Origin of the sequence: Thermococcus sp. PK, from assembly GCF_000430485.1 — an archaeon.
GTDB classification, from domain to species: Archaea; Methanobacteriota_B; Thermococci; order Thermococcales; family Thermococcaceae; genus Thermococcus_A; species Thermococcus_A bergensis.
The window spans coordinates 149,858-162,055 of the sequence record NZ_KE387150.1 but is presented as its reverse complement, the minus strand read 5'-3'; the positions used below and the strand labels follow the sequence as shown (position 1 = coordinate 162,055).

Genomic DNA, 12,198 nt, shown 5'->3' with positions numbered 1-12,198 from the left:
TTAGAAGAATTGAAAGCTATTAAACTACTTCGCTTCCTTGCGAGGATGATTATGTTCCAATAAGACTTTAGAAGAATTGAAAGTATTGCTGCTCTTGCGGCTAACCAAGTTTTTCCTACTGTTCCAATAAGACTTTAGAAGAATTGAAAGACACTACGTCATCATCAACCTCTTCGAGAATCTCTGTTCCAATAAGACTTTAGAAGAATTGAAAGCCCTCAATGAGAATTGTTGCGTTCACCGTGTTTCCGTGTTCCAATAAGACTTTAGAAGAATTGAAAGTTTTTTCAAAAACTGGAACAATCGTGCATCTACAAGTTCCAATAAGACTTTAGAAGAATTGAAAGGCGGTTAAAAAGGTAGTTAATTATGTGAAACAACAAGGAGTTCCAATAAGACTTTAGAAGAATTGAAAGAAAATACAACACCCAGCACAGTTTCTTAAAAACTGGGGTTCCAATAAGACTTTAGAAGAATTGAAAGAAGCATAGTTATCTTTTTTGTGCTGGTCGTGGTTGCCCGTTCCAATAAGACTTTAGAAGAATTGAAAGAAGGGTGTATTAGTTTATGAAAGACAGTATTTAGTGGTTCCAATAAGACTTTAGAAGAATTGAAAGGCGATCACAAAACCAAAAACTGCAACTACCCACTAAGTTCCAATAAGACTTTAGAAGAATTGAAAGACCGCTGAGATGAAAAACTATGAAATCCCTGTGACCGTTCCAATAAGACTTTAGAAGAATTGAAAGCAATAATCTGAATATCACCGTTTACTCTGAAAAATCTGTTCCAATAAGACTTTAGAAGAATTGAAAGGTTGAAAAAAGTGAAATTGCTAAGAAATTCGAAATAAGTTCCAATAAGACTTTAGAAGAATTGAAAGTGAACGACGTTGGTCGTTTTTTTGGTGTCTTAAAGTGTTCCAATAAGACTTTAGAAGAATTGAAAGTTCGTACACCGTTGCTAACTTTATCTTATTAGGCGGGTTCCAATAAGACTTTAGAAGAATTGAAAGCTTGTTTGCTGAAATTCTGTAAGTCTCAACTATGTTGTTCCAATAAGACTTTAGAAGAATTGAAAGCCATGTGGGGCACGGCATTAATGTTTAACATCTACTCGTTCCAATAAGACTTTAGAAGAATTGAAAGATCCTCTCGGAAACCTATCGTTTGGCGTTATTATCCGTTCCAATAAGACTTTAGAAGAATTGAAAGACTTATAACAATCAACAAAAAATAAAAGAAAATCACTTGTTCCAATAAGACTTTAGAAGAATTGAAAGAGGTATCTCTTCTTTGCCTTTTCTATTGCTTCGAACTCGTTCCAATAAGACTTTAGAAGAATTGAAAGCTGTGAAGACAACATGGAAGCAGTATCCCAAATCTTCCAGTTCCAATAAGACTTTAGAAGAATTGAAAGTTTACCCTTCTTAAAAACAAAACTCCCTTCTCAAGGGTTCCAATAAGACTTTAGAAGAATTGAAAGAAACAACTTTTGAGCTTCCTTCAACGCATCCTCCCTGTTCCAATAAGACTTTAGAAGAATTGAAAGACGAGCGAAGGGACAACTACTGATGGCGATACGTTATAGTTCCAATAAGACTTTAGAAGAATTGAAAGCATTTTGTCTATTTCTTTGAATATCTCATTTATTTCTGTTCCAATAAGACTTTAGAAGAATTGAAAGTAAGGTATTCTTTGAATTAATTGCAGGATACATATAAGTTCCAATAAGACTTTAGAAGAATTGAAAGTTCTTCACTGTAACCCTCATTTTGTATTTCCTTGAAGTTCCAATAAGACTTTAGAAGAATTGAAAGTCCAGTTTTGTTAACACTAACGTACTGGTTAATCGCTGTTCCAATAAGACTTTAGAAGAATTGAAAGATTTTTGAAAACCCTGTGGGAGCAGAAATGCGTATTGTTCCAATAAGACTTTAGAAGAATTGAAAGATTTGTTGGTTATACACGTCGCTAAATTGTTGTTAAGTTCCAATAAGACTTTAGAAGAATTGAAAGGAAGATGTTGTTACAAACCCTCGTCGTTAATAAATTTTAGATAAATTTCATTTAATCAGTTTCTTTTTCATTTCATATTCTCTTTTTAAGTTTTTGAATAAAACCCATCTCCTATAATTAGATCATTTTTTAAATTATTTTCGTAAACTTTAAATATTTTAATCGGGTAATATTATCACTAAGATGCCTCGCTGATGGAGGTATGAATTTGCGGTTCCTGATACGTCTCGTTCCTGAAAATTCGGAGTTTAAGGTTCCCTATAGTCATCAGCATTATCTTCAAGGCCTTATCTATCGCCGTATTCAACAAGTAAACCCTGACCTAAGTCTTGCCCTTCATCGGCCAAAAGTTCCAAAGCTCTTTACCTATTCTCTCTTCATGGCAGAGAAGAGGAGATCATCAAATGGCTTATCCTATTTTACCGGGAAAGGAAAGGCGTTCTTCTATTTTTCTACTCCGATCATAGAGATAGCAGAAGCCTTTATTGGTGGCCTTCTCCAAAATCCAGAGGTAATTTTATGGAATGAGAAGTTCCATGCTGAAATTGTCAAAGCACTCCCTGAGCCACTTTCTTACAGTGGAAAAGTCTACTCGACACTCTCTCCCATAGCAGTGACCACATTAAAGCCCTCTTTTGGAAAATTGAGGCAGCATGACTTAAGTCCTATGGAAGACAAGTTCTATGAGAACCTGAAGGAGAATTTAAAGGAAAAATATGTTCTTCTCTATGGGAAAGAACCCCCGGATGATCTTGAAATCAAGGTTCTCAAGGCAAAGCCGAAGAGATTTGAAATCAAGCAGGGGATCTTCCAGAGGGCCTGGCATTTGGTGTTTAAGGCTTATGGGGATGAAGATCTTTTGAGAGTCGGCTATCAGGCCGGATTTGGAGAAAAAAATAGTCTGGGTTTTGGGATGGTGAAGGTTGATGGGAGGAGGAAATGATGTATAAAGCTGAGTTTGAACTTGAAGCGATAACACCTATTTTCATGAGAGGGGCAAATCAAAACAGGGCTGAGATTAGGGCTCCCTCAATAAAGGGTGTGATGAGATGGTGGTTCAGGGCTCTGGCAGGAAACTATTTTGGGAGTGATATCGTCGGGCTGAGGAAGGCTGAAGAGTACGTTTTTGGGAGCACTAATCAGAGAAATAGGGTTGAAGTTCATGTAGATTGCAATCAAAAACCGAGAGATATAATAGTTAAGTTTAAAGGAAATAGACCAATATTTGATAAATACTCTCATATTCACGAATTGCCATATATATGGTTCTCTTTAAAGATTTTGGCTTCGAAGGGGCAAATTAAGAGGTATTACCCAGCAGGGACAAAGTTCACGATTAAGTTGCGTTCACCGGACCATAAGTCTTTCAAAATAGCATTGGCAACTTTTTGGACATTAGTTACGCTTGGTAACATTGGCTCCAGGAATAGACGCGGGGCCGGAAGTTTTAAATTCACTGGGGGAGATTTGGATATTCTCAAAGATTTGTCTCTTAAGTGGACGTATGCAACTATAAACGACTTAAGAGAATCAATATTAAAAGCAATTGATATTATACGTCTGGAATTGGGAGTACAACCAAGAGGAAATTTAAAACCACAGCCTTACCCTATTCTCAACGAGAAAACCTCGTTTATAGGGCTTTTGGATACCAAGGCTCAAGATCCCATTCAAGCCTTAAGAGAATTCCAAAACAAATATAAAACGTTTAGACAGAAAAGTGTAAGTAAAAAGGATAGGATCATCTTTGGCTTACCAATAAACCTGAGAGGGAAGGATATACAGGAGATATCCGGACTTCAATCAAAACTGAAGAATTCAAGAAGAGCATCGCCGATGATTTTGGGGGTAACCTCTGTTGGTGGAAAAACTCACATTCGGGTTGTAAAGTTCAAAACTAATCCTTATCATCCCGATATGGAGCTAAATAGATTCTCAGATTGGAACATCATGGGATTATTTGATAAGAATATTCAAGAATTTCCTGTTTTTGGATCGTTGGAGGTGTTCAAATGAACCTTGATCAAAAACTCAAAACATATTTCCACGATCCGCCTGATAAAGCGCTCAAAATAACCGGACACAAAGGGAGAGCTAAGAAGATTTTGAATCAAGTTGGTATCTCCTTTGAAGAATCCGAGTTAATCAAAGAAGCCGATAGGATGGCATCTGCTGCCCAGCGTTTGGTATTCAAGGTGGGGAATAAAGACCCAGCAAGCGATTTTTACGGAAGGACTTCCGGTAAATATTATTGGGTTGGGTATCCAGTCCTTGTTCATCCGGTAAATCCAGTGAAGGGTAGGAAAGGATTCGAAAATTTAAGAAAGCTTTTCAGGCATTTAATCTCGACATTGGGCTATAAAGGTGCTGAAGAGTTTATTGGTGTGATTGTCCAGGTAGAAGGCGAGACCTTAAAAGAACTTTACCAGGAATCTTGGGTCTACATATGGAACAACTTTCCTCAACGACTCGAACAAAACTTGGTGAGAAAACTAAAAGAAGAACATGGGGATGTTTTCAAAAAACTTAACATAAATTTAAATTCCCTTGTTAAGGAGCTCATACATCTTCCAGCGGAAACAAGATTCCCAGATCATACAATATGGCATCATCTTGATTTAACCTCTGCATTAGCAGTTGAAAAACCTGTTCTAATGAGAATAAAGATTGTACCAGTTCAGAGCTTTATAAAAAATGCGAGGAAACAGCTTGACTTGTGGGCAGGAAGTCATATGGTGTCTTTCCTAACCTTTAAGGCCATTGAACCGATAATTGAGGAGTTCGGTCCTGAGGTAGTTATATACCCTGCTTTGAGGGATCAGCCGCTATTGAAGGCGGAGCTCTTAAACGCCCCAGATGAGTCGGCGATGATATCCAACATACCCAACAAAGCTTTGGTTGTAATACCTGAGGATAGAGCAGGATATGTTGAGAAGAAGATAAAAGAAAACGTTAAGAAAATCCTGAAGGAGATGTTTAATTCCTCCTTGGACTGGGCGATTAAGGAATATAACTTGGATCCCAAAATGATCGAAGAACACAGAGAAACCTATTGGCACATCTTGGAAGGATACTTTACAGTATCGGTGGAGTGGCTTCCATTGTATGGTGGCATAGACTGGGATAACGCAGGGGAGATCTTACAGAAAGCAAACCTCGTTGATGAAAATGTCCGGAAATGGATGGAAGCCATGAAAGAAGCTCAATATGAGAGAAAGTTCATAGAATTGTATCCATTCTTGCTAAAGATTCTTGAGGGGCTGGGAGAAGCAAAACTTAGTGGGGAAAGGTTCAAAAAAGGGGAACAACCACCGGGTTGGAAGTGTCATATGTGTGGTGAAAACCTCGCTATCTTGGGGAATGTCCTGAAGGAAAGGGAACTAAAAGGAAGATGGAAGGGAGAACCTTTATGCCCAGTTTGCATGATAAAGAGATACTATCCCGAATGGCTTAAGAACAAGGGATATCCAAGACAAAAATTTGAATCCATTGTTGATGTGGCTCTTCTATATAAGAATTGGAGAGAGAAATTTGATGAAGAGTATGGGGCAAGGTTCATAGAAGCATTGAACGGAATTCATAGATGCCTCATTAGGGATAGAAAGGTTCGGGATGCCGATCTCTATTACTTGGAGACTTTATCAGAGAACAGCTTAAGGAAAAAAGTGGAAGAGCTTGGAGGAAACATAGAAGAAATCAACTGGGACTATGTTGAAAAGGCTAAAGAAATCCTCATGAAAGCCTATAAGGACAGAGAGATTGGAAAACCTTCAAAATACTATGCAATCCTCATGATGGATGGAGACAATATGGGGAAGGTCATCTCGGGCGAGTGTTCTGGAGCAATTATTGACCATCTCCACCCAGAAATTGCAAAAATTATCCCTGAGGATATGAAAAGTAAACTCAACGTACAGTATTACTCCACACCTCAGCTTCACAGAGCTATAAGCGAAGCTCTAACAAACTTCTCCCTAAAAAAGGTCAAGGAGAAAGTTGAGGAAAATGGTTTGCTTATATACGCAGGTGGAGATGACGTTCTCGCGATACTACCTATAGATAGAGCACTGGAGGTCGCTAAGGGCATTAGGGATGAATTCGGAAGGACCTTTGACGACGATGGCTATTCTTATCTCCCGGCGGGAAAAATGAGCGCTGGATTGCTCATAGTGCATTATAAACATCCCCTGTATGATGCCCTTGATAAAGCAAAAGAACTCGAGAGAGAAGCTAAAGAGCATGGTAAAAACTGCATAACCATAGGATTGCTGAAGCACAATGGAAGTTACTACAAAACAATACTTGAGTGGGGAGTCATTGGTAAAGAACTAGATGATGTTATTAAAATTTTGAAAGATGAAGGATCAAAGAGACTCATCTACCATGTTCTTGAAGACATCGATAGCTGGCCAGAAGAGGGTGTGAAGGATTTATTAAAATACGAGATCCACAGACATGTCTCCAAAGACAAACGTGAGCAAGTACGGGATTCATTAATTCGTCTTTCCAACAACGTTAGAGCTGAGAATTTGGTTAGAAAGATGAAAGGGTTATTCACTCTTCTAAAAATTCTCCTTGATATGGAGGTGTCTCCATGATTGAAAAAATTACGATAGTGCCAAACGACGTTTTACTATTTAGAGAGAGCAGGCCTTTTTTTGCTGGGGAAAGCCACGTTGCTCGTTCTCTCTTTCCACTTCCCCAAACTATAGCAGGAGCGCTAAGAAGCTTTATATTAGTGAATGGAAACTTTTCAGAAAAAGCCAAGAAGTGCGCTGGATATAAAAAAGAAGAACCGGAGTTTGAGATTGTTGGGGTATTTCCTGTGATCGAGAGGGAAGAGGTTGTTGCTACACCCATAAATGTCGTTAAAAATAACTGCAAAATTTCAGTTGTTAAACCCGGAGAATTTAAGGACAGGCTCTTTTTACCACATGAAGGAAAGCCAGCTGGAGGGTTTATCCCCTTTGACATGTTAATGAAAATACTCTCCGAAAAAATTGATAATAGCATTAAACCTAAAAAAATCCCGAGAGAGAAGAGGATTGGCATAGCACTCGATTCCACGAAAACTGCTCTCGAAGGGCATCTCTACACCGTGGAATTCCTGCGGATGGATGCTATCTCTGTTTGGATTAAGGATTGGTGTTGGGAGAAGAGGGGAGGTACGTTCAAGGTTGGGGGAGAGTCCAGATTTGCATCATTTTATACAGAACCCCTTGAATTATCCTTTGGTTCTGTGGAAGGTAAAAGGTTATTCTTATATTTTGCTACACCGACAATACTTGGACGCGATGCAGTGGACTCAATTCTACGCAAGATTGAGGATGTGACAAATGGAAGGAAACCACAATTGCATTTATCTGTTTTTGGCAAGCCCATACCAATATCTGGATGGGATTACGCAAAAAACAAACCAAAAGGAGTTAAACATGCCATACCCCCAGGTAGTTTATTCTTTATGGGTTTTGATGCTCCCGTAGCTTTACCTAAGTATCTAAAACTGGGCGCTCTTACAAAACTTGGATATGGTCTAACTTTTGTGGGGGTTTGGTAATGAAAGTTTTAGTTATCCCATGGGGAAATCCTTTCCAGTGGGAGCCGATAACATATAAAATGAACGGGTACGAGATAAAAAGTAGGAGCACGTTGCCAATATTGTTCGAAGCCTTAAATCCTGAAAAAACTCTCATCGTAACTCTTGATACACTGGCCAACTTTAAAAGAAAAACTGAAAATGGAGATATTCCCAATGTTGAAGCAAGAGAATTTTCAAGCTATGAGGAGATTGTTGCTGACGTTAAAGAGAGGGTTCACTGGTTTATTAACCATAGTATAATAGAAGAACTGGAAGATGAACATATAAAACTCAACTTGAAAAAAGGGCTCAAGAATAAAAAGATTGAGATTAGCGTTGCTCCAGGTGTGGGTGTCTTTGGCAACATAACTATTGAGGGGAATATGATTGATTTTTACCATTTCGTTGTTTACAAACTTGCCCAGTGTATTCCCAGTGATCTTCAAAATGCTGAACCGTTGGAAGTTTATTTAGACTTAACTCACGGGATCAATTTCATGCCCACTTTAACATACAGAGCACTTCATAATCTTCTTGGTATTGCAGCTTATCTAGATGATGTGACTATAACTGTTCTAAACTCTGAACCCTTTCCTCAAGGATTTTTTGGGGAACAGAAAAAGGAAGTTGTTAAAAATACTGTCCTTCACGTAAGAAAGGTAGAAGAAACAAAAATGCTCCCCAAGCCACTATATTCCACCATAGATGAAAAAGGCATGTGGAACGCTTTTATAAGTTCGGTTACCAATGGACTCCCTTTGGTCTTTGCTGAGTTTTATCCAAGCCTCAATGAGATAGAAAGATTCCTCGGGAAAGAGTTTGCAGAGTTCAAGAATAGTATTGAGGTCCTCAATAATGGAAAGAGGGTGGTAAGAAAACAATGTCTCTCAGAGGATTTCAAAACTGCAGCTAAACTTTACTATATGTTGAGAGTCTTTAATTCAGAGTTTAATGATTTCCCTAAGAAAGAGGTTACCTTCAAGGAGCTTCAGAGTGTCTCAAGGATTCTGTTCAGGAAAATGCCAAGGATAGGCATAATACTCGAAAACCAGTTAGAGGATCTAAAGAGACTAATTGAAGGCAAGGTGGATTACGAAGACAATAAACTAACTAGAAAGAAAGGGCTAAGAGATTACATAGCTTACGAGAAACCTAAAGAGGGGTGGATAAGAGATCTGAAGAGAGGTAAACCACTTCCATTATTGGAGGTAAGGAGAAATCTTCACTATTATTCCCTTTCTGGATCCGGTGCCAATAAAGAGCCGACGCTTAGGAACTTTATAGCACATTCAGGATTTGAATATAACTTAACTTGGATCCGATACAATGGTAGAGAATTCGTCCTCTTCTATAAAAACCAAGATAAAGTTTTGGAATTTGCAATCGGAGCTTTAAAGTTTAACCTTGAGGAGGTGAATGAAAATGTTTGAAAAATCTCTGGTAATGGGATTATATAGCGTAACGCCCGTGCATGCAGGGAGTGGAGCGGAGCTTAGCGTTATAGACCTGCCAATCCAAAGGGAGAGGCACACAGGCTTTCCCGTTATATGGGGGCAGAGTTTGAAAGGAGTTCTTAGGAGTTCATTCAGAAAGTTGGAGATGGATAGAAAGCTAAAAATTAACGACAAAGATTGGGAAAAGTTAGCAAATGAAATTTACAAAGAAAGAGCTGATGACTATGTCAAAAAAGTCAAAGAAGGTAAACGAGATCCACCTATAACAGAGATAATCTTCGGCCCTTCAACTGAAGCTGCATCCGAGCATGGTGGAGCCATAAGTGTTGGGGACGCCAAGATTCTGCTATTCCCGGTCAGAAGCCTTAAAGGTGTTTTCGCTTATGTAACATGCCCCCTGGTTCTGAAAAGATTCATCGACGACTTGATATTTGCCCTTAAGACGAATGGATTATCCAAATATAAGGACACAATTAATCAGGTTAATACTCTACTATCCAGCGAAGACTCTCAGGAGAAATCAACAGCCGTTGTATTCAGCGATGATGTTGTGATAAAAAAGAATGGGAAAAAGTACGTCGTGCTCGAGGACCTTTTGTTCAACGTACCGGAAAATAAACCGAACGAATTAGAGCATCTCCTGAACTTGATAACAAAAATCGCACCTGAAAACGTCAAAAAGGAAATAAAGGGGAGATTTGTGATAGTTTCAGATGATCTCTTTAGAGCATTAGTGGAAACAGCCACGGAAATAGTCGCGAGGGTGAAGATAGATGCTGAAACTGGAACTGTCAAAACCGGTGCACTATGGTACGAAGAATACCTACCTTCTGACACCCTACTCTATTCAGTCATCGCGGTTGGGGAACCAAGGAAAAAAATCGAGGGACTATCCACAGCCGACAAGATAATCAGCAAGCTGAATACACTCAATGGAAAATTCGTTCAGATAGGGGGAAATGAGACAGTGGGCAAAGGCTTTGTTAAACTGACGATTTGGGGTGAGGAGAATGGCTCTGAGAAGTCTTGAGCAGAAGAGAGCCAAGTTTGCATATGAAGCTGTTACAAAAGTCAAAGAGATCAGCAATTCTAGGGATAAAAATATACAGAAAAAATATGCTTCTTACGTCAAAAGTGCCCCAGCATTGATACTTACCAATGGTTTACCCAGCACCCTTGCATTCTATCTCTCAAAGATCAAAGAGGGTGAAACCGAATACACAAAGATCAAAGAAGAGTTAGAGAAATTTGAGAAAGGTGAGAAAGCTTTTGAAAACAAAGCCGAACGAATAGCCTACGCGTATCTGTTCTATCAAATCTCGGAATGGCTCGCTAAAAGATCCCCTAACAGAATTACAGAAGGTATGGATCCTCTCCAGTACATGCTTAAGGAGTCAGAAGTTCAGACAATGATACATTTAACACGTGAGACGATAAAACTTCTCAGCTGGATGAGAAGGTTTGCAGATGCAATGCTCGAAAAGGAGGAGTAACAATGAGACTCTTTGTCCCTTCTTACATAGAGAAGATCGTTAAAGAGCACTGGAACGGAGTCGAAAACATTTCCCTAAAGATAGAGAAGTTCGTTCCGTTTGGAGGTGACAGTCCAAAAAAACGAGGCGGAGAGATGCCAAAACCTAGATACCAATCGCTGGGATACAGAATTCTACTTCCAACTGGTGCCCTGGAGAAATATCAGAAATACTATAAACTACGGGGGAAGATGTGGGATGAAATCAACGCACAAACATTCAAACTAAGCACCAAGTCCCGTCTAATAATCGGCTTGGGCAATGAGAGTGTTTATGAAACCTCCATAAGGCTTCACAGAAACTATGGGATCCCCTACATTCCGGGGTCGGCTTTGAAGGGTGTTGCGAAGCACTATGCAATATTAAATTTAGCCGATAGGCTAAAGGATCAATTTGACGGAGATTTCTTCGAATTGGCAAAGAGAATCCAGGAAGCATTGGAAAATCCTGCAAAAGATGAAAACAACGATAAAGAGGTAATAAAGGCAATTGAGGAAAAACTAAAAGAGAAAATAAATGATGAATTGCTTAAAAAAATGAAAGTTCTAAGAGCTATTTTCGGGACTCAAAAGAGAGAAGGTGATATAATCTTCTTTGACGCTTTTCCAACACCTAATCAACTAAACCGGGAGCCGATTTTGGAATTGGATATAATGAACCCTCACTATCAGCCCTATTATTCTGCAAGCGGCGAAGAACTGGGAAAGAAAGTTGAAACGGCTCCTGGAGATTGGCATTCTCCAGTTCCGGTATTTTTCTTAACAGTTCCCGCGGGTATTGAATTCCAGTTTTCAATAGCTCCAAGGAATAAAGAGGGAGTTAAACTTTTGACTAAGGCTAGAGAATTACTAATTTCAGCATTGAAGGATCATGGTGTAGGAGCAAAAACCTCACTTGGATACGGAAGATTTGGTTAGGGGGTGAAACTTATCCCACTTTTCACTTGGACAGGGCATCCCTTTACGGATGCCGGTTTGGTAGCACTGCTATTGCTAAATGATAAGGAAAAACCTGAGGAACTGACGGCAGAGGACATTAAGAGAGCGGTTAAATTTGCCTCTGAACTCTATGCAAGGAAGGAATGGAGCTCCGGTTATATTCACGCAATGATGATGCCGAACAGCGGTATACTCATGGCAAATCCAAGCATGGCAAAGAAAAGAACTCCTGAAGCTGTAGAGAACAGCCTGCTCTCATTACTCAACGAACCAGAAGATGAAAACGCTCCAATATGTGAGGTATGTGGTAGAAGACACGCAAGGGAAAAACCGGTTTATCGATCAGACTTTCCATTAGTCGGAACAGGAGGCATCCCAAACTACTTCCCCTCAGGCAAAGATGGTGCGAATATCTGCTCCCACTGTGTCTTTCTCACTCAATTGATGCCTCTAGTTGCCTACCGCCGATACTGTTAGGATAACTGAGGCATCACCTCCTGAAGCCATTCAGTAACATCACCAGGCGGATCACCAAAACTAGAATGAATTCTGACAAAATTATACCAGAAGGCAAACAGAAAAACAAACCTATGAACCCTCCTCCAGTCTTTACCCCTGAAATTATTCCAGAAACGCTTCGTCCTCTCCTTCAACGTCCTAAACCAGCGCTCAACACTG

9 protein-coding genes, 1 pseudogene and 1 CRISPR repeat array are annotated in these 12,198 nt (G+C 39.4%); of the genes and pseudogenes, 9 read left to right on the top strand and 1 reads right to left on the bottom strand.

Translation table 11 applies throughout. From position 1 onward, the window contains the following. Positions 1-53: 53 nt before the first annotated feature. Positions 54-2,018: direct repeats of the CRISPR family, unit length 30 nt; unit sequence GTTCCAATAAGACTTTAGAAGAATTGAAAG. Between the two features lie 208 nt (positions 2,019-2,226). From cas6 to cas8a1, 9 genes are read left to right on the top strand one after another with little or no spacing between them, the layout of a single operon-like run. After that, the gene (cas6, locus tag THEPK_RS08940) at positions 2,227-2,961 is read left to right on the top strand and encodes a CRISPR-associated endoribonuclease Cas6 (RefSeq protein WP_042701121.1); all 735 of its coding nucleotides are present in this window, start codon (positions 2,227-2,229) and stop codon (positions 2,959-2,961) included. Next, positions 2,961-4,034 (top strand): type III-B CRISPR module RAMP protein Cmr1, encoded by a 1,074-nt coding sequence (gene cmr1, locus THEPK_RS08935; protein ID WP_198011313.1) that lies wholly within the window; start codon positions 2,961-2,963, stop codon positions 4,032-4,034. The genes cas6 and cmr1 overlap by 1 nt, the downstream gene beginning before the upstream one ends. Then, on the top strand, positions 4,031-6,616 hold the full coding sequence (gene cas10, locus THEPK_RS08930; protein ID WP_042701119.1) for a type III-B CRISPR-associated protein Cas10/Cmr2: 2,586 nt from the start codon (positions 4,031-4,033) through the stop codon (positions 6,614-6,616). Before cmr1 ends, cas10 begins: the two co-directional genes overlap by 4 nt. Beyond that, a complete protein-coding gene (gene cmr3, locus THEPK_RS08925; RefSeq protein ID WP_042701117.1) occupies positions 6,613-7,575 on the top strand; it encodes a type III-B CRISPR module-associated protein Cmr3 in 963 nt (320 codons plus the stop codon). The genes cas10 and cmr3 overlap by 4 nt, the downstream gene beginning before the upstream one ends. Next, positions 7,575-9,026: a CRISPR-associated CARF protein Csx1 gene (csx1, locus tag THEPK_RS08920; RefSeq protein WP_052315938.1), complete on the top strand. Its 1,452-nt coding sequence runs from the start codon at positions 7,575-7,577 to the stop codon at positions 9,024-9,026. The genes cmr3 and csx1 overlap by 1 nt, the downstream gene beginning before the upstream one ends. Beyond that, positions 9,019-10,080 carry a type III-B CRISPR module RAMP protein Cmr4 gene (cmr4, locus tag THEPK_RS08915; protein ID WP_042701113.1) on the top strand — a complete coding sequence of 354 codons (1,062 nt, stop codon included), beginning with the start codon at positions 9,019-9,021 and terminating at the stop codon, positions 10,078-10,080. The genes csx1 and cmr4 overlap by 8 nt, the downstream gene beginning before the upstream one ends. Next, on the top strand, positions 10,061-10,543 hold the full coding sequence (gene cmr5, locus THEPK_RS08910; protein WP_042701111.1) for a type III-B CRISPR module-associated protein Cmr5: 483 nt from the start codon (positions 10,061-10,063) through the stop codon (positions 10,541-10,543). Before cmr4 ends, cmr5 begins: the two co-directional genes overlap by 20 nt. A gap of 2 nt (positions 10,544-10,545) precedes the next feature. Continuing rightward, on the top strand, positions 10,546-11,499 hold the full coding sequence (gene cmr6 / locus THEPK_RS08905; RefSeq protein WP_052315936.1) for a type III-B CRISPR module RAMP protein Cmr6: 954 nt from the start codon (positions 10,546-10,548) through the stop codon (positions 11,497-11,499). Positions 11,500-11,502: 3 nt separating this feature from the next. Further along, entirely contained in the window at positions 11,503-11,997 is a 495-nt protein-coding gene (cas8a1, locus tag THEPK_RS08900; RefSeq protein WP_083965070.1) for a type I-B CRISPR-associated protein Cas8b1/Cst1, read from the top strand. Here the strand turns inward: cas8a1 and THEPK_RS13140 are convergent. Then, positions 11,994-12,198, bottom strand: a pseudogene (locus THEPK_RS13140) (IS6 family transposase); the annotation flags it as partial. The gene cas8a1 and the pseudogene THEPK_RS13140 sit on opposite strands and share 4 nt — an antisense overlap.

Excerpts from the sequence above, each read along its gene's own strand:
- csx1 (WP_052315938.1), top strand. The coding sequence starts at position 7,575 with ATGAAAGTTTTAGTTATCCCATGGGGAAATCCTTTCCAGTGGGAGCCG.
- cmr5 (WP_042701111.1), top strand. The coding sequence starts at position 10,061 with ATGGCTCTGAGAAGTCTTGAGCAGAAGAGAGCCAAGTTTGCATATGAA.
- cmr1 (WP_198011313.1), top strand. The coding sequence starts at position 2,961 with ATGTATAAAGCTGAGTTTGAACTTGAAGCGATAACACCTATTTTCATG.
- cmr4 (WP_042701113.1), top strand. The coding sequence starts at position 9,019 with ATGTTTGAAAAATCTCTGGTAATGGGATTATATAGCGTAACGCCCGTG.
- cas10 (WP_042701119.1), top strand. The coding sequence starts at position 4,031 with ATGAACCTTGATCAAAAACTCAAAACATATTTCCACGATCCGCCTGAT.
- cmr6 (WP_052315936.1), top strand. The coding sequence starts at position 10,546 with ATGAGACTCTTTGTCCCTTCTTACATAGAGAAGATCGTTAAAGAGCAC.
- cmr3 (WP_042701117.1), top strand. The coding sequence starts at position 6,613 with ATGATTGAAAAAATTACGATAGTGCCAAACGACGTTTTACTATTTAGA.